Origin of the sequence: Dyella sp. M7H15-1 (assembly GCF_004114615.1) — a bacterium.
Lineage (GTDB): Bacteria > Pseudomonadota > Gammaproteobacteria > Xanthomonadales > Rhodanobacteraceae > Dyella_B.
In genome coordinates this window covers 1,170,476-1,188,558 of record NZ_CP035300.1, presented here as the reverse complement: position 1 = coordinate 1,188,558, position 18,083 = coordinate 1,170,476, and the positions used below count along the sequence as shown (strand labels likewise).

Annotated in this window: 14 protein-coding genes and 2 pseudogenes; 7 read left to right on the top strand and 9 right to left on the bottom strand. The window is 57.8% G+C overall.

The annotated features are described in order from the left end of the window. Positions 1-23: 23 nt before the first annotated feature. Positions 24-2,648 (bottom strand): ATP-binding protein, encoded by a 2,625-nt coding sequence (locus tag EO087_RS05715; RefSeq protein WP_128898028.1) that lies wholly within the window; start codon positions 2,646-2,648, stop codon positions 24-26. 320 nt (positions 2,649-2,968) lie between these two features. After that, complete coding sequence (locus tag EO087_RS16215; RefSeq protein WP_164931778.1) at positions 2,969-3,139, bottom strand: hypothetical protein; 171 nt, start codon at positions 3,137-3,139, stop codon at positions 2,969-2,971. A gap of 105 nt (positions 3,140-3,244) precedes the next feature. Between EO087_RS16215 and EO087_RS05710 the strand changes: the two genes are divergently transcribed. The 3 genes from EO087_RS05710 to trpC are packed head-to-tail and all read left to right on the top strand — an operon-like array spanning position 3,245 to position 5,741. Beyond that, positions 3,245-3,844 carry an aminodeoxychorismate/anthranilate synthase component II gene (locus EO087_RS05710; RefSeq protein ID WP_128898027.1) on the top strand — a complete coding sequence of 200 codons (600 nt, stop codon included), beginning with the start codon at positions 3,245-3,247 and terminating at the stop codon, positions 3,842-3,844. Beyond that, complete coding sequence (gene trpD / locus EO087_RS05705; RefSeq protein ID WP_128898026.1) at positions 3,841-4,896, top strand: anthranilate phosphoribosyltransferase; 1,056 nt, start codon at positions 3,841-3,843, stop codon at positions 4,894-4,896. The genes EO087_RS05710 and trpD overlap by 4 nt, the downstream gene beginning before the upstream one ends. A gap of 47 nt (positions 4,897-4,943) precedes the next feature. Beyond that, positions 4,944-5,741 carry an indole-3-glycerol phosphate synthase TrpC gene (gene trpC / locus EO087_RS05700; RefSeq protein WP_128898025.1) on the top strand — a complete coding sequence of 266 codons (798 nt, stop codon included), beginning with the start codon at positions 4,944-4,946 and terminating at the stop codon, positions 5,739-5,741. Positions 5,742-5,843: 102 nt separating this feature from the next. On the opposite strand, the gene crp is transcribed toward trpC, so the two are convergent. Next, entirely contained in the window at positions 5,844-6,539 is a 696-nt protein-coding gene (gene crp, locus EO087_RS05695; protein ID WP_128898024.1) for a cAMP-activated global transcriptional regulator CRP, read from the bottom strand. A 306-nt stretch (positions 6,540-6,845) separates the two neighbouring features. On the opposite strand from crp, the gene speD reads away from it, so the two are divergent. Continuing rightward, positions 6,846-7,631: an adenosylmethionine decarboxylase gene (gene speD / locus EO087_RS05690; protein WP_115494805.1), complete on the top strand. Its 786-nt coding sequence runs from the start codon at positions 6,846-6,848 to the stop codon at positions 7,629-7,631. A 187-nt stretch (positions 7,632-7,818) separates the two neighbouring features. Here the strand turns inward: speD and EO087_RS05685 are convergent, their stop codons facing one another. Next, complete coding sequence (locus EO087_RS05685; RefSeq protein ID WP_128898023.1) at positions 7,819-8,076, bottom strand: exodeoxyribonuclease VII small subunit; 258 nt, start codon at positions 8,074-8,076, stop codon at positions 7,819-7,821. Between the two features lie 168 nt (positions 8,077-8,244). Between EO087_RS05685 and EO087_RS05680 the strand changes: the two genes are divergently transcribed. Next, a complete protein-coding gene (locus EO087_RS05680; RefSeq protein WP_128898022.1) occupies positions 8,245-9,534 on the top strand; it encodes an MFS transporter in 1,290 nt (429 codons plus the stop codon). Between the two features lie 46 nt (positions 9,535-9,580). On the opposite strand, the gene tilS is transcribed toward EO087_RS05680, so the two are convergent. Continuing rightward, positions 9,581-10,915, bottom strand: coding sequence for a tRNA lysidine(34) synthetase TilS (tilS, locus tag EO087_RS05675; protein WP_240669137.1), 1,335 nt, complete (start codon positions 10,913-10,915; stop codon positions 9,581-9,583). Positions 10,916-11,076: 161 nt separating this feature from the next. On the opposite strand from tilS, the gene EO087_RS05670 reads away from it, so the two are divergent. Both EO087_RS05670 and EO087_RS05665 read left to right on the top strand, forming a co-directional pair. Then, on the top strand, positions 11,077-11,985 hold the full coding sequence (locus tag EO087_RS05670) for a mechanosensitive ion channel domain-containing protein (protein ID WP_164931777.1): 909 nt from the start codon (positions 11,077-11,079) through the stop codon (positions 11,983-11,985). Between the two features lie 77 nt (positions 11,986-12,062). Next, on the top strand, positions 12,063-12,704 hold the full coding sequence (locus EO087_RS05665; protein ID WP_128898020.1) for a hypothetical protein: 642 nt from the start codon (positions 12,063-12,065) through the stop codon (positions 12,702-12,704). An 8-nt stretch (positions 12,705-12,712) separates the two neighbouring features. Here EO087_RS05665 and EO087_RS05660 read toward each other — a convergent pair whose 3' ends face one another. The 4 genes and pseudogenes from EO087_RS05660 to EO087_RS16670 form a co-directional block, all read right to left on the bottom strand. Then, positions 12,713-14,326: an adenosine deaminase gene (locus EO087_RS05660; protein WP_240669136.1), complete on the bottom strand. Its 1,614-nt coding sequence runs from the start codon at positions 14,324-14,326 to the stop codon at positions 12,713-12,715. Positions 14,327-14,368: 42 nt separating this feature from the next. Next, complete coding sequence (locus EO087_RS05655; protein WP_128898018.1) at positions 14,369-15,325, bottom strand: acetyl-CoA carboxylase carboxyltransferase subunit alpha; 957 nt, start codon at positions 15,323-15,325, stop codon at positions 14,369-14,371. Between the two features lie 763 nt (positions 15,326-16,088). Then, positions 16,089-16,864, bottom strand: a pseudogene (locus EO087_RS05650) (IS5 family transposase). A gap of 498 nt (positions 16,865-17,362) precedes the next feature. Beyond that, positions 17,363-17,680: pseudogene (locus EO087_RS16670) on the bottom strand (hypothetical protein); the annotation flags it as partial. Positions 17,681-18,083: the final 403 nt, after the last annotated feature.

The window sequence follows — 18,083 nt, the reverse complement described above, 5'->3', positions numbered from 1 at the left end:
AGTCTCCTGGACATGAGGTCTTCCTAGGCTTCATTCGTGCCGGCACTATCGGTAAGGTGACGGACAGTGTCCAGCAGTTCGGGATTGGTGGCATGCGATTTCACCAGGGCTGCCGTGACTCGGATCGATTCTTCGTGCGACAGTTCGGTGCCAGAAAAAACTAGTACGGATGGATGAGGCACCTGTTTGTCGATAATCGGCAAAAGGTCCCATCCGGACTGATCAGGTAGTTCCAGATCCAGAATGATAAGGCCGTAGCGTTGCTTGGCGAGCATGTCTGCCGCTTCCGCGAAATTGCTCGCCGAATCGAATTCCGCCACATCTTCGCAGAGGGAGCTGACGATATGACGTAAATCGATATCGTCTTCCACATGCAGTACACGCGTCTTGCCATTAGCTTGATTGCGAGTCGTTTTTTTTATGGCTTGTAACAGGTTCGATTCGTTGATGGGCTTGGCGATCCAATCCACGACGCCAAGGTCGTTGCCGTTGCCGTTGCTCTGTCGAACCTGTCGACGAAGATGGCCGGATACCACGATGATCGCGAGATTTTTTGTGGCAGGATCGTCATGTAGTTCCTTCATGAATGTACGGCCATCGACATCAGGCAATTTAAGATCCAATGTCATGGCGGAGTAACAACCTTCAGCCAGCATGCGCCGCGCCGAGGCTGCATCGTAGGCAGGCACGGCTTCGTAGCCGGCACGTTCCAACATCATTACTAGCAGCGTCGCGACATCGTGATCATCCTCGACGACAAGAACCTTGCTGCGATGCAAGGTCTTATACTCGACCGCGGATGGATCACGCACTTCGAGTGACTCGGACCATTTAGGTAGTTCGAAATAGAACGTGGTGCCCTGGCCTTCGGTTGTCTCGAATCCGATGTCGCCATTCATCGCTTCGATAATCGCTTTGGAAATGGACAGGCCAAGCCCGGTCCCACCTTTCTGGCGTGTATCGGATGAATCGGCCTGCGAAAATTTCGCGAAAATTTTGTCGCGAAAATCCTTGGGAATGCCGGGTCCATGATCCGTGACGCTAAAGTGAAGCTTGTCCTGGTGGCTCGTCAGGCACAATTCTACCGTCGTGCCGGCGGGCGCGAATTTGGCGGCATTGCCCATCAGATTGGTCATCACCTGAATCAGACGGTCGGCATCGACCTTTGCGCATGCAATCGGGTCTTGTACATCGAGACTAAAGGTGACGTCGAATTGTGCCGCGTAGGCTTTGTTGGCGGCGATAGCCTGTTCGACCAGCGGCAGCAATGGGGCAGGCACCAGTTCGAAGCGCATGCGGCCCGATTCGATTTTTTCGATATCGAGAATGTCGTTGATGAGGCGTACTAGTCGTTCGCTGTTATTGTGGGCGATCTCCACCAGGGTCTTAGCCTTGTCGGACAGTTCGCCACTGACACCACCAGCCAGTAGACCGAGTGATCCCATGATGGAAGTCAGCGGCGTGCGCAGTTCGTGACTAACGGTGGAGACGAACTCATTTTTCATCTGCTCTATTTTTTTGCGATCGCTGATGTCTTCAAGCGTGCCGGCATAGCCGATCAATCCATGCTCGTCCTTCATCGGCGCGACCTTGCAACTCGTCCATATGTGCAATCCGTTGTCGTCCACGAAGCGACAATCCGTGGCAAATGTGTATCCGTTTCGTATGGCCTCATCCCATAGCTTGCGCACGCGTTCGCGGTCTTCGTGGTGGACGCTAGCGTACCAGAGGGTGTTGACGCTCCCGCTGCCCTTATGGCCGGTGATCCGGCGATATTCCTGATTCATATGCACGCAGCAACCATTTACGTCCGTGACGAAGGTTCCCGATGGCGAGGCTGCATCCATGGCACTCAAACGTGAGGCCACCTGGCGCAAGTTGCCGGCATCGCGACGCTGCCTGACGAATGCTAAGCCCACACCGAAAAGACCAAGGGTCGCCATGCTGCCGATCAGACCAAATGTGCGTCGTTGATCAGTCTGTATTGTCATTGCGAGTGGCGAGATTTCACGACGAGCTTCGAGCACGCCACGCACGTCACCTACCTTCCAGTTTTTCTTCGGACTTGCAGGGGTGTTGTTGTGGCAGGTAACGCAGGCGGGCAGCATCACATCCGCCACCGCGTAACGCAGCATCGGTTTTCCGTTCACGTCTTCTAGGCGAATGAACTGAAGATTCGGATTTTTGCGCAGCGCGACGAGCGCATCGCGTTCGAAGGTATCGTGTGGGCCGCCGTCCTTGCGCCATGGAAACGGATAATCGCTGTAAAGACGCAATTGCAGGCCGGTATTCTGACTGTTGATACGGTTGCCAAGCTCGATGGTCAGCGTCGCCGGTAAGGGAATGGTATTGGGTTGGTCAAGATGATCATGTGTAACGGTGATGTCGTGGCCACGCATCTTGTCTACCACTTCCGTGGTGTACATGGCACGCACTTGTTCCATTGTGGTTAGCTCTTGCTTTGCGCCTTGTTCGGCAAGCGAAGAAACAATGCGTTGTTGCTGACTATGTAAATACCATAGTGCCGCACCCGTGATGCTGGCTACCAGCAGCGCCAGAAGCAGGATGGTGTGATCAAGCAGCTTCTCGCGTAATCGGGCAAGCGTTGTTTGCGGCTTGGTGGCAGCGTTGCTCTGTTCGTTATCCACGATCGATATCCTCCTTTCGCGATGACAGAAGACAGCGCAAGAAAAGTTCGACGGGGGGGAAAAGAAAAACGGCCGCCGTCCTTCGTGCGGGACTGACCATCGGCAAGCTGTTGACCTGGATCACGCTCATATGCCGAAAGCACTCCCCCGAATGTCGTTCGTTATGGGTGAATTTCGTTGTGAGTCCCCGAACTCATCGACACTGCATTGGGTGAAGATGTTAGTAATTAAAGTACACCTTTTCCCTCGCATAGGACATCCGATTACACACATCGTTTTTTCAGGGCCGGCAGGTGTGTGTAAATACCCGATTCATGTGGCTACGAAAACGACATGCCATCCATGATGATGATCTGTATATCATTGATTAATAAAATTAAAATGTGCGTGTCATCGAATGATTTCCGCCGTTCCTTGCCCTTGGCGGCCGCAAGGCTAAAGTGATGCAGCGCGCAACTCTGGCCGCCGGCGTTGGTATGCTGTGTCTTCACGTGCCGTCCTGCGGCGCTCAACGCTCGTCGTCGGCGGGGAAAATGTGGTTATGGACGACGAGATTTTTAAGATAATGCAATATAAATCAAAAAATTAGGCTCAATATGTTGCTGATGATCGACAATTACGACAGCTTCACCTTCAACCTCGTGCAATACCTCGGCGAGTTGGGACAGGAGGTGAAGGTGGTGCGCAATGATGCGATGGACGTTGCCGGCATCCGTGCGTTGAAGCCGTCACATATCATGATTTCGCCTGGCCCGGGGACACCGTATGATGCCGGCGTTTCGCTGAATGTGCTGCGCGAATTGGTGGGTGAGATCCCGGTGTTTGGTGTCTGTCTTGGGCATCAGGCCATCGGACAGGCCTTCGGCGGCAAGGTGGTTCGCGCCAAGCACATCATGCATGGCAAGACCTCGCCGGTGCGCCATCTGGGCAAGGGCGTGTTCGCCGGATTGCCGGATTCGTTCGAAGCCACGCGTTATCACTCGTTGGTGGTGGAGCAATCTTCGCTGCCCGATTGCCTGGAAGTCACCGCCTGGACGGAAAACCCCGACGGCTCCATCGACGAGATCATGGGCCTGCGCCACAAGACGCTGGCGGTGGAGGGGGTGCAATTCCATCCCGAGTCGATTCTCACCCAGTACGGTCATGACCTGCTACGTAACTTCCTTCGGCAACCGTTGCAAAAGCTCGCCGCATGACCGGGCGCACCATCACCATCACGCCGCAAGAAGCGTTGCAACGCACGATTGAACATCGTGAGATCTTTCATGACGAGATGATTGCGCTGATGCGACAGATCATGAATGGCGAGGTGAGTCCGCTGATGACGGCGGCGATCCTCACCGGCCTGCGTGTGAAGAAGGAAACCATCGGTGAAATCACGGGTGCGGCGCGCGTGATGCGTGAGCTGTCGGCCAAGGTGGAGGTGCCGCCTCATTCACATTTCCTCGACATCGTCGGTACCGGTGGTGATGGTGTGTCAAGCTTTAATATTTCCACCGCTTCGATGTTTGTGGCCGCGGCGGCGGGCGCACGCATTGCCAAGCACGGTGGGCGCAGCGTGTCGTCCAAGTCGGGCAGCGCGGACGTGCTTGAAGCGCTGGGGGCGAAGATCGAGCTGTCGCCCGCACAGGTGACGCAGTGCATGATCGAGACCGATATCGGCTTCATGTACGCCCCCAATCATCATCCTGCGATGAAAGTGGTGGCGCCCGTGCGCAAGGAAATAGGCGTGCGCACCCTGTTCAACATCTTGGGGCCGCTGACCAATCCGGCTGGTGCACCGAACATCTTGATGGGAGTTTTCCATCCGGATCTTGTCGGTATCCAGGTGCGCGTGCTGCAGGCGCTCGGCGCGCGGAACGCTATGGTGGTGTGGGGGCGCGATGGTATGGACGAAATTTCACTGGGTGCTACAACCCTGGTTGGCGAACTGCGCCATGGCGAAGTTCTGGAGTACGAGATCGAACCAGAGGATTTCGGGTTGGCCATGGCGTCCAGCCGCAATCTGCGGGTCGAGAACGTGCAGGAATCCAAAACCATGCTGCTGGACGCGCTGGAAGACCGGCACGGCGTGCCGCACGACATCGTCTGTATGAATGCGGGCGCGGCGCTGTATATCTCCGGCCTGGTCAGCTCTATCGCTGGTGGCATAGAGTTGGCCCGGACGACCACCGCCAGCGGCGCGGCCCGTGCAAAAATGGACGCATTCGTGGCAACCACCCAGCGACTTGCGGATACTACTCGCTGAGTGCAAGCCCATCCCTTTCACTGGTTCCTCATGCCGATCACAAGCCTATGACCGACATTCTTCAACGCATTCTTGCCCGCAAGGCGGAAGAGCTCGTCGAACGCAGCACCAAGTTACCGCTGAAAGAGCTGTCCGCTCGCGTGGCTGACATGCCCGACACGCGCGGCTTCGCAGCAGCCATCGAGGTCAAGATCGCCGAGGGGCTTCCCGCGGTGATTGCCGAGGTGAAGAAAGCCAGCCCCAGCAAGGGCGTGATCCGGACGGAATTCGATCCGGCCGCCATCGCGCGAAGTTACGAAGCGGGTGGAGCGGCCTGCCTTTCCGTGCTGACCGACAAGGATTTTTTTCAGGGTAGCGAGGATTTTCTGCAGCAGGCGCGTGCAGCGTGTTCGTTGCCGGCGTTGCGCAAGGATTTCATCATTGACCCTTATCAGGTCTACGAGGCGCGTGCGATCGGTGCGGATTGCATCCTGCTGATCGTGGCGGCGCTGGATGATGCCGAATTGCTGGAGCTTTCCCTGCTGGCCGCCGATCTGGATCTGGATGTGCTGTGCGAAGTGCACGACGCTGAGGAATTGGAACGTGCCCAAGCCGTGCCAGTGCCGCTGATCGGCGTGAACAATCGCAACCTGCGCACTTTCCGCACCTCACTCGATAACTCGCTTGAACTGCAGCAACTGATGGAATACGACCGTATCTTGGTCGCGGAGTCGGGCATCCGCACGCCCGACGATGTTGCGCGGTTGCGCGACGCGGGTATCAACGCTTTTCTGGTGGGCGAAGCGTTTATGCGCGCGGCCGATCCTGGCCAGGAATTGAAGCGGCTATTCGACACTCACGGATGATGATTCCAGATTTCCTGCCTACCTGACCCAGAGAGAAGCCGGCACTTGCAGACAAAACGCTCCTGGCAGGGCAGCAAGAGCTAAGGGGCGTTGCAAGGCGGCTTAGCGGGTGCCACGCACTACGATGGTCTTGCCAGAGACCTCGATCATGCCTTGCTCTTCCAGCTGCTTGAGTACACGGCCTACCATCTCGCGCGAGCAGCCAACGATGCGGCTGACTTCCTGGCGGGAAATGCGGATCTGGGTGCCGGCCGGATGGCTCATCGCATCCGGCTCCTGGCAGAGATCCAGCAGAGTGCGCGAGATGCGGTTGGTCACGTCCATGAACGCCATCCGGCTTACCTGGCGCGAGGTGCGCAGCAAGCGGTATGTAAGCTGGGCGCCAATGGCGAACAGGATCTTCGGGCATTCGTCGCGCAGCGGGCCTTCCAAAAGCTGGAACAGGCGCTCGTAGCTGATTTCCGCCATTTCGCACGGGCTGCGCGTGCGCACCATTGATTCGCGTTGCGCCTGCTCCACGAACATGCCCATTTCACCGATGAACTGGCCGCGGTTGATATAGGCCAGAATCAGCTCCCGACCTTGCTCATCCTCGGTGCAGACGGCCAGCGAACCCTCGATCACGTAATAGAGGGTGTTGGCGGGGTCGCCCGGGCGAATGATGGCGGTCTTACCGGGGTAGCGGCGACGATGGCAGAGCCCCAGAAAGCGCTCCATGGCGACGGGGTCCGGCGCAAAGCCTAGTGGCGCCTGCGATTTTTCAAAAGCTTGTTGTAATTGATATTTCAGCTGCACCACAGAAGTTTTCCCCAAGCTGAGTAGTCCAAGAGGGCCGTCCTTACCGGCGGCCGTACTGACTGAACGCATCCCTTGCGACTGTGTGCATTATGGCAAAGACGACACGTGGCTGTGGATCTGCCCGCGGTTCTGTTTTTCATCGTTTTGCCGCATACTTTGCAGTCTTCCTCGGATGGTGGCATTTGGCATCGTCCGTACACAAGGGGCGTGCAGGATAAGGGTCCAGCATGCCTTCTCAATTCAGCGGGGACCCTTGTAGCTAACCCGCCTCACTTGTCGGCCGTGACCCGGCCATGGAGTGTCGCCGTGGTGAAACCCCTCCCGCGCCTGCGCTTGCAGGGCTTCAACAACCTGACCAAGGCTCTGAGCTTCAACATTTATGACATCTGCTATGCGGTGTCCGAAGACCAGCGCCAGCGCTATATCGAGTACATCGACGAGCAGTACGACGCCGATCGCCTCACCCAGATCCTGACCGACGTGGCCGAGATCATCGGCGCGAATATTCTGAACGTGGCCCGCCAGGACTATGACCCACAGGGCGCCTCGGTAACCATTCTCATCTCCGAAGAGCCCGTGGTGGAAAAACTGGGCCGTGACACGATTTCCGATGCCGTGGTGGCACACATGGACAAGAGCCATATCACCGTCCATACCTATCCGGAAACGCACCCGCACAATGGCATCGCGACCTTCCGCGCGGACATCGACGTAGCCACCTGCGGCGTGATCTCCCCGCTGAAGGCCTTGAATTACCTGATCGACAGCTTCGAATCGGACATCGTGGTTTGCGACTATCGCGTGCGCGGCTTCACCCGCGATGTGAGGGGCAAGAAGCACTTCATCGATCACAAGATCAACTCGGTGCAGGACTACCTAGCACGCCACATCCGCCAAAAGTACGAGATGTTCGACGTGAACGTGTATCAGGAAAACATCTTCCACACCAAGATGCACATCAAGGACTTCGACCTCGACACCTACCTGTTCGAAGCGCACGCCGACGATCTGTCGTTCAAGGAGCGGCAGAAGATCGAGCAACTGCTGCGCCGAGAAATCGAAGAACTATTTCATGGACGCAACCTGATGTGATCGGCTAGCGGGTGCAAGATCACGGTTGCAGCGTAGCGATCAAGGGTTTCCAGCGCTCGTGCGTCGGTGTGGGCGGTAAGGGCGCCGAGACGCACCACTGCACGCGTCAGCGCACCGGTCTTGCAGCGTGCATGTGTTCCAGTTCGACCAGACTGAGCGAGCAGCCTGTTGTGGTGAGAGCTATCGCTCAAACTTTGGGTTCGAAGGGTTCGGCGGTGTCTGGGGCGTCGGGGTCGAGCAGTAGGCGTACGCGCAATTCGGCCTGGTCCAGCGCCTGCTGGCAATGGCGGTACACGCCGATGCCACGCTCGAATGCACGTAGCGATTCGTCCAGACTCATTTCGCCCCCTTCCATGCGCGCCACCAGTTGTTCGAGCTCGTCCAGTGAGCGCTCGAAATCGGCGACCGGAGTGGTTTCTGCGGGGGCGGGGGAGGACTTGGCCATGGCGGGCAACGCTAGCGCAGCACAGGCGTGGAATCAATTGCCTGCGATGGTTTTTCACTCGTCTAGCCGGAAAGTAAGGCTTGCCGGTTCGTCCGCTGCGGCGATATTTTGCGATATTCCCCATCCGGATAGTTGTGGCCTGCGCAGCGCGCCACCCAAGGAGTTTTTGTGAGTCATCGTTCTTCCTCGCCGAAGGCCCAGCCGGCCGGCACGGGATTTTCCGGCTATCAAAAGTTCGTGGTGGCCGTGCTGGCGTTTTTGCAGTTCACCATCGTGCTGGATTTCATGCTGTTGGCGCCGTTGGGGGCCATCGTCATTCCGGCGCTGAAGATCACGCCGGGCCAGTTCGGCGACGTGGTCTCGGCCTATGCGTTCAGCGCAGGCGTGTCGGGTATTTTGGCGGCGGGCTTTGCCGACCGCTTTGACCGGAAAAAACTGCTGCTGGTGTTCTACACCGGCTTCATGCTCGGCACCTTGCTGTGCGCGCTGGCGCACAGTTACCTATCGCTGTTGCTGGCGCGCATGGTGACGGGGCTGTTTGCCGGCGTGGTGGGTGCGGCGTCGATGGCCATCGTTACCGATCTGTTTCCGCTATCGATGCGCGGCCGCGTGATGGGCCTTATTCAAACGGCTTTCGGCGCCAGTACGGTGATCGGTTTGCCGCTCAGCTTGGCGCTGTCCGGTCGTTGGGGGTGGAACGCGCCGTTTTTTCTGGTCGTGGCGGTATGCACACTGGTTGGCGCAGCGATTTTCAGTCGCTTGCGTCCGGTCACTGCGCATCTCGCGTTGCAGCCTGATCACCATCCGTTGCACCACCTGCTGCATACGCTGCGGACTCGTTCCTACCTGATCGGTTTTGCTACCACAGCCATGCTGACCATGGGTGGCTTTCTGCTGATGCCCTATTCCACGGTGTTTCTGGTGCACAACGTGGGCATTGCCATCGAGCAACTGCCGCTGGTGTATCTGGTCACCGGCGCCGTGTCCATCATCACGGGGCCGCTGATCGGCCGGGCTAGCGATGCGTTCGGCAAGTTCCGTGTGTTTGCCTTTGGCTGCACGGTGAGCGTCGTGATGGTGGTGGTCTACACACGCATGTCCCACGTGGGTTTGTGGACGATGATTGCGGTGAGCGCGATGCTTCAGCTGGGTATTTTTTCGCGCATGATCGCGTCGGCGGCATTGATGTCGGCCTTGCCCAAACCGGCCGATCGTGGCGCGTACATGTCGATCAGCTCGTCGTTGCAGCAGATGTCGGGGGGGATCGCTGCCATGCTGGGTGGCATGGTGGTCAAGGAAGCCATCGACGGTCAGTTGTTGCATTTCGACGCGCTGGGCGACGTGGTGATATGCACGACGTTGCTGTCCTTTGTGCTGATGTATTTCGTCAATCGGCGAGTCAGCAGGACGGCGCTGGCAGGCGTGGGATTGGAACAGACGGCGAGCCAGGAACCGTAATCGAGCCGTGTCGGTCGGGTGGTCGCGTAGGTTGGGTTACGCTCCGCTAACCCAACCTATGCCTACGTGGTTGCCAACACACGCGCCCACCGCTTAGGCGAAATAGCTCTTCAGCACGTTCAGTCAGCCAGCGATCGGCCACGGCGATCAGTTGATCGCCTTCGTATAACAGCGGGCAGTTATCGCGTTGCCAAGGCGGAATCGCTCCCGTCTGAAATAACGCGCGAAGATCACGCGTGTGGCGATCACCAGCCGGTTTGATCCGCTCGCCTCCTTGTCGCCAACGAACCTGCAACGCAAAGGGAAGTCGCACGTTCGGGTCCGTACTCAGCACACTGCTATCGGGCAAGGTCAGTGGCTCGCCTTGCCAGCGCAGTTCCGCGGATGGCTCGATTCGCTTGTGCGGCGGCACCGCCCATAGCCGGTGCCTCCATACATGCACCTGGGCCCCCGGCCATTGGATACAAGGCAATTGCCCGTCCTGTGCACTGCACTGCCGTTCGATCTGCCGGCGTTGTGCGGTCGTCGGCGCAGTCAGGCCCTGGGCATGCAGCCAGTGCGCCAGCAGCGGATCACGCCATGCGGAAGGTAAGGCAAGCCAGCCGCGTGCATCGAGGCTGTTGCTGGTGTCATCGCGTAAGTGTTCATAGGCGACCCGCCAATCCTGTTGCAGCGTATCGGCCGCAGCGCGGCACAGCACGGCACTGTGCGTGATCGAGATGGTGGCTTGTGGCCAATACGCTTTCAGCAACGGGATGACGTTGTGGCGCAGGTGATTGCGCGCCAGTTGCCGGTCATCGTTGGAGGGATCGTGGATGCAGGGCAGGTCGTGTGCGCTCACATAGTCGACTAGCGCCTGGCGTGGCAGCGTGAGCAGCGGCCGCCAGGCGATACCACGGCCTAGCGGCCGTTCTTCACGCATGCCGCCCAGGCCTTCCGGTCCGGCGCCGCGCAGCAGTTTCAGCAGTACGGTTTCGGCCTGGTCGTCCTGATGGTGAGCGAAGACCAGACGCTCGTCCTCAACGAGGTGTTCGGCGAATACGGCATAGCGAGCCTCTCGCGCGGAGGCCTCCAATCCTATGCCGGTTGAGCGCTGAACCTTGGCGACGTGTACTTCGCAAGCAATCCCCAGGGCTGCGCAGAAGGCGCGACAGTGCGCCGCCCAGCGTGCGCTTTCCGCATGCAGCCCATGATCGACATGCAGAGCACGCAAGCCGCGTGTGCGTGCCGGCGAGAGGTGTGCCAAGGCATGCAGCAAAGCGGTGGAATCCGGCCCTCCGCTGTAGGCGACGCAAAGCTTGCCATCTGGATGCGCATGGAGCGCTGCAAACAAGGTACCTGGCAAGGCTTCGCTTTGAAGGGTAAGTGCGCGCATGGTCATGAGGTTTTTGATGTTTGACGAGTGTCGCCCAAGACGTGGTCAAACACAAAAAACGGGGACAGGCTGCCTGGTTTGGGTGTATTCACGTCTTCTTGCGGTTGCCTGGGTTCATGCTTTCCTATGTTGTCTTACTCCGTACCCTGAGCGTTGTGGAGGCCTTCATGCTTATCCCATCGTTACAGCTAGGCTTATCGAATTGGCAGTCCGAAATACATGATGTCATTGACGCCACGGCAAGAATCGGCTTTGAATTTTTGATCGCGTTGATGATCGTGTTGGTAGGCGTTTGGACGTCCAATCGCATCGTGGTATTTCTGCAGCGCGCGCTGGGAAAAATGCACACCGATGCGACCTTTGCGTCGGTGGTGTGCAACTTTGCCAAATGGGCGGTGCGCGGGATCGCTTTCATCTTTGCACTTGGGCAAATGGGCGTGGCGACGGCCAGCGTGCTGACCATGGTGGGCACGGCGGGGCTGGCGATCGGCCTGGCCTTGCAGGGTACGCTGCAGAATATTGCGGCAGGTTTGATGCTGCTGCTGTGGCGTCCTTTTGGCGTGGGCGATTCGATCGAGGGAATCGGGGCGGTGAGTGGCACCGTGCAGGATGTCACGTTGTTTACAACGCATCTCATCAAGAACGATGGAACGATGATGTTCGTGCCTAATAGCCAACTGTGGTCCAATCCGGTGACGAATCTCTCGGCGCGGCCTTATCGCATGATCAGCATTCAATTGCTGATCGCGCGGCACGACGATATCGAGGATGCGCTGGGCGTATTGCGACAGATCATCAATGCCGATCCGCGGATTTTGCAGCAACCGGACGCGATGTCAGGCGCGGTTGTGTCCGACTACACCGATCTGGGTACCAAGCTGAACTTGATGGCCTGGACCAAGGTGGCCGATTTCTATCCCACCAAGGCCGATTTGCTGCGCACGATCAAGCCACAGCTTGAAGTGGCCGGCTGTACCTTGCCATGTATTCCATTTACGACGGATTCGCCGGCCATGTTTGGCCAGCGGCTGGATGGTGACCCTATCGGCATGCCGATGCAACCCAGGCATGTATAGGAGTCTGTCGGACTGGAGTCAGTGTTTCGATCGCGAAGACCTTTGGGACCAGGGGGAACTCGATGGGAGACAAAGCCATGAAGCGTTTGAGTTCATTCACATGCTCGGCGGTACTTGGAGTGACATGCACCTGTGCAGCGGTTTTTGGGGCATTCAATGTTTACGCACAAAACTATCCTCGGCCAGCGTGGCCGGACCTCAACCCCAACCCTCGATATTTCAATCCATGCTTCGACAACAGTGCGGGCAACATTGGAAACGAGGCGCTTACCATCGTGGTTATCACACCTACGCAATACGAGGGTACGCAGCCGGACGGCTCCCCAGGATTTGATGCCTTATGGGCAAGTCACGCGCAGTTCTGGGAGGCGACCCACGGAGGCGCCGGACTAACCTACAGCCTCGAAAAAGGGCAGCAGCTGAGCAATCCACTTGATCCTACCTCTGCGCCGACCGGCAATGATATGTATGTGTTGCATGAGTGTTATCCGGCGGGGTACGCCGTGCCGGAGAAACCTCCTTTGACTGCGCAGAACGACGATATCCTGGAGCACTGGGCGTATACGGCGGCGAACTGGTCAGGTTTCAATCAGATCATTGCGCTGATGGAAAAGCCGGGTGTCACCGTGGTGACCTTGCACCATGGCCAGGTCGTGCATGCCAATTGGCATCTATACGATGGTATATCACCGCCGCTGCTTCCGCCTTGGGAGTATTGATGCATACATTAGTGCGCTTGTTCAAATGCACGTAAACGACGCTCCAGCTCCCATTGCGCCGTCGCTTTCTCGCTGCTTGCCAATAATCGCTGGCAAGCAGCGTTGGGATGGCCGGCGCCCAGCGAGATGCCTTGGCAGGCGCTGGATGCCCACAGACTCTCGCCCGGCAGGAAGCTATAGCTGAGGCTGTTGCGTGCCATCTGTTTCAGCATGGGATAGTCCAGGCCAAAGTCTTCCGCAGCGCGCACGTACTCGTGGGTAAGGTCGATGCGTGAAACACCTTCGTCGTCGGTGGACAGCGTCACGGGAACGCCGTGCTTGAGGTAGATCGGCAACGGATGCTCGGCACCGCGCACGCCCAGAATCACATCGTTGCTGGTGAGGTTGATTTCCACCATCACATGGCGCGCGGCCATTTCGTCGAGCAGTGCTTCGGGGCGGTCTTCGTACATCACGTCCACACCGTGGCCGATGCGTTCGGCATGGCCCAGTTCCACCGCCTCGCGGATGTGGAAACGCAGGCCTTCCGGTGGCACCAGTCCCGGTGCCAATTCGCCGGCGTGCAGGCTGATATGCACCTTCGGGTATAGGCGATGCAGGTAGTCGAGCATGTGCATTTGCAGACTGTAGTCGCGCATCGACAAATAGCCGTCTTCGGGCATCACGAAATTGATACCTACCCAGCGTGGATCGACCGACGCGAGTTCAAAGCCCAGAAGGGTTTGCGCGAACACGCGTTCGGGCGCTGCGCCGCGTAAGACCTGATACAGGAATCGAATCTGCACGGTGCAGCCCGAATCGGCCTGCTTGCTGTCACAATGCTGTTGCTGCTTGCGTTGGGCCAACGCTTGCGTGAGCAGCTGTTCGTCGTCGGCCATTTCGTCTTTCAGACCATGCGCTAGCAATTGGCGACGCATCAGGTCAAAGTCGGCGTGCCAGCCCAGCGTGCGGGCGAGTCCGGCGGCATGCGCGAATGGCGGGGTGATCATCAGTTCCAGGTATTGCTCGTTCTGCACGCTGGCGCGTGCGCTGACTTCGTTGAGCCAGTCACCCTTGTGCTGAGAGCCGACGGCGCCGAAGCGACCGAAGGTGTCGAAGAACTGGTCGTGGCCCGAGTGGCCGTTCGAAGGTGCGAAGCTGCGCATGGAGAACGCATCCACCAACGTGTCGTAGAAGTGTTGATCGCTCAATGCATCGCCGGCGGGACGTCGGCCGTTGCCGCAATTGGGGGCAGTTGCATCATGTTTGTCGAGCAGGCCGGATGTGGCGATATCTACGCACAGGCCATCGGCTGCGGCCTCGGCAATCAACGATTCGGCGTAGATCGCACCGCCGAGGTGGACATGCAGATCGCCCCCTTTGGGCATGTCGGCGAGAAAGGCGTGCAGGGCGAGTGGGCTCTGCTGACGAGCGGTTTCGAAGGCTTTGGCGGTGCGGGCTTCGGCATCGCTACTAGGTGTCGGCGCTTTTTGCGCGCAAACCAGCGGCGCGCAGATTAGCGTGGCCATAAGGATCACGCGTTGCAACGAGGAGCGTGTCTGCATAAGAGCGTCCCACAGGTAAAAGCTGGGCCATTGTTCAGCAAAAGTCGGCAGGCGGCTAGTGATGTCGTAGGTTGCCATGAAAGTCCCATGATTGCGGGACTTTCATGGCAACCTACGTGCTTACTCTTGGAATGCGCCGTAACCGCGCAGACGGCGATAACGCTGTTCCATCAGCTCAGGTAGGGGAATGGCTTCGAGCCGATCCAGCTCGTTGAGCAGCACGGCCTTCAGGCGCACCGCCATCGAGTGCGGATTGCGGTGGGCGCCGCCCAGGGGTTCGCGCACCATCTTGTCGATCAGGCCCAGTTGCAGCAGGCGCGGAGCGGTCATGCCGAGGGCTTCGGCAGCGTCCTTGGCCTTCTCGCCGCTCTTCCACAGGATCGAGGCGCAGCCTTCTGGGGTAATCACCGAATAGGTGGCGTATTGGAGCATCAGGGTGCGGTCGCCCACGCCGATCGCCAGCGCACCGCCGGACCCGCCTTCGCCGATCACCGTGCAGATGATCGAGGTTTTCAGTTCGGCCATTTCCAGCAGGTTGCGAGCAATGGCTTCGCTCTGGCCGCGTTCCTCGGCGCCGATGCCGGGGTAGGCGCCCATGGTGTCGATGAAGGTAAACAACGGGAGTTTGAAACGTTCCGCCATCTTCATCAGGCGCAACGCCTTGCGATAGCCCTCCGGGCGTGGCATGCCGAAATTGCGCTTGAGCTTGCCCTTGGTATCGCGGGCTTTCTGATGGCCGATGATCATCACCGGGCGGCCATTGATACGGCCCAGTCCACCTACGATAGCACCGTCGTCCGCAAAGGCGCGATCACCGGCCAGTTCGTGGAACTCCTCGCAGATCACGCTGATGTAATCGAGCGTGTAGGGGCGAGCCGGATGGCGCGAAAGCTGGGTGGTCTGCCAGGAATCCAGGTTGCGGAAGATGTCGGCGGTCTTGATCTTCAGCTTTTCGCGCAGGCGGTGGATCTCGTCATCAATGTTGACGGCCTGCCCGCTACTGGCATAGCGCAATTCCTCGATTTTGGCTTCCAGATCGGCAATCGGTTGTTCGAAGTCGAGGAAATTAGGGTTCATTCCGGTCTTGGTCTGGTACAGAGTCGGGGCAGTATACCGGGGCCACCAAAAACACGGGAACGGGGGCGTATGGCTAGCCGGGCAGCAAGCCTGTTATGTCTTGACAGAGAACTTCGGTATGCAAGCTAGGGCGGTGATCAACCGAACATATTCCCTTTCCAAATATGCTGCGCTTTTCGCGGTTCGATAAACACATGATGTGCATGAGGTGGCAGCCGTCGCCACACTAGTTTGCATCACAGAATGCCTTTGGCGTTTGGCAGCGTTACGCCATTTGACCAGTACTTCACGTTTCCTCGTCTATGTTTCGTGCTGCACTGATAGCGCAGCATAAATAAACATGTCTCCAGGTACGCGGCCCGTCCATGGGACTATTGGAGTTCTTGCCCACGCAAGTCAACTGCGCGCTAAGGCCGGAAAGGTATTTTCATTTACTACAGCTTCTGGCTGCTAAGGACGCTACGAGTGAAATATTTGAAATGGTTAGCACTGTCTTTATGCGGTACGGCTTTGTCAATGACCGCATTCTCATCCGCCTCCGCACAGGACGAAAATCATAGGGTATATAGCGTATACGTCAGCTCTGGAGGAACTACGTTAGGTGGAGACGACTGGGTACATTCTGTAAGCATTTCTGGAAATAATCGATTTTCGATCCAATTGAACCCCGACGTGCCGCATAAACTGATTTGCACTGCGACGCCCGGTGGTCAGGCTAATCCGCCAACAACGATTCCGCTCATAGGCATTGTAGAGCATGTCGTCATAAGATTCTGAGCCACATGACGAGGCAGCGAATTTGCACAGCGGCAAGGAAAGAGGACAGATTCTTCGCGTAGCGTGTCGCCACACCACGCCACTGTTTCAGGTACAAAAACGCATTCTCAACCAGGTGGCGATGACGATACAGGTACGTGTCGTAGTCGCGCGGCTCTTTTCGGTTTTTACGTGGCGGAATATGCGCCTGCATGCCTTGCTCATGAGCCTGCTCAACAATGGCATCACTGTCATAACCTTTGTCGGCCATGAGATGCTCAGCAGGAATGTCTTTGATCAGTTCCGCGGCCTGCGAACAATCTGCCCGGGTACCCTCTGTAACAAGAATTCGGACTGGCATACCATGCGCATCCACGGCCAAATGTATCTTGGTGTTGCGCCCCCTTTTGTGAGACCTATGCCCTGATTGCCGCCACGAGCTCCCGCTGCATGAGGATGAACCTTGCAGTGACTGGCATCGATCATCAGCCACTCAAAGTCCGGCTCATCCATCACACGTTCCAACAGACCTTCCCATGTGCCGTTATCGCGCCAGCGACAAAAGCGCCGATGGGTATTCTTCCAATCGCCGTACTCGGGTGGTAAATCTCGCCACGGCGCTCCGGTGCGAAGTATCCAGAACACTGCGTTGATGAATTGCCGATTATCTTTGGCTACACGCCCCCATCGGCCCGCTTGACCCGGCAAATGGGGTTCAAGCAAACCCCATTTTTCATCGGAAATGTCATGGCGTCGATAGGCTGCAGTCACAGAGGATTCCATCCAGCAAGATTCCATGGCGGGTAGTTAACCATATTTCAACACCTCATGACGACAGGCTCTAAGAATAGATGGTGGATCGATACTTATTGATTCGCTGAATTTCAATCAAAACACGGGTAGCAAATCTCCCGTAGCGTTCTACTTGATGTGCACGAGACGCGGCAATTCATGATGCAAGTTCCCCGAAGAACAAGACGAATCGCTGTTCTTCGGGGTCTGCCTATTTATGCCATCCGATGACACACATCTTTTTAGATCCTGATTCCGTGACCTCTCCTCGGCACGATTCCGCTTTGCCGTCCAAGGCGGTGATCAGCGCGATGATGATGCCGCACTCAGCTATCGGATGCCAGAAAAAGAACCACTCACCGCGGCGCGCGGGCTTTTACACCGACGCTTGCAGGCACCGCCGGGAACATTTTCCTGCTTGCGTGCAACCGCATACCTCGCGATCGTTCGCGCGTAGGGATGATTGATGAGTTGCTGGCCAGGCCCGGGCTAGGTGCAGCGCGCCGCCACAGGCGGCAGCCAGTCGTCGGCGGTCCAGGTGACATAGAGCGTCCGCCACACCTTGAACACGGGACAGTGCCGGTCGAAGTTGAGCGTCACCCGTCGCGCGTGCAGGGTCAGTTGCGCGGCGACCCACATCATCTCCTGCATCACCGTCTTCAAGCGTCGACGTTTGACCGGATGACGCAGCGGGATATCCTTGCCCAGCAGTGCTTGCTGGCCGATCAGGCGCAGGATGTTGTAAGCCACTGCCGCCAAGCTCAGCACCAGAGCGTTGGTGTTGAATTTGCCGCTCGGCAAGCGCTGCTTGCCTTCGATCGCCTCGAAATCGCTTTTGCCTTCGGCCAGCAAGCCGATGTAACCGGCCAGAATCTGGCTGCTTGGCAAACCCTGGCGCGTGGGAAACTTCGGATCGATGTGTTGCGCGATCTGGGCAAAGCGGTGCAGTGCGATGCCCACAAAGGCCAGACCCGACATCGCGGTTAGGTCGCGGGGGGATTGGCGAACAACGAAGGACGTGGGCTGCATGAAAGCGATCGTGTCGACGGGTTGTGCGTCAGCGTAATCGATCACGGGATGCCATGGGAGTGGCATATCGAAGACGTCCACTCACCCGCCGGGTGAGTCAAAGATCACTCCCAAACCCAGAGGCCATGCGCACTGCGCGTTGGGAGCTCACGGAATCAGGGATGAGTCATCGCGGGTACTT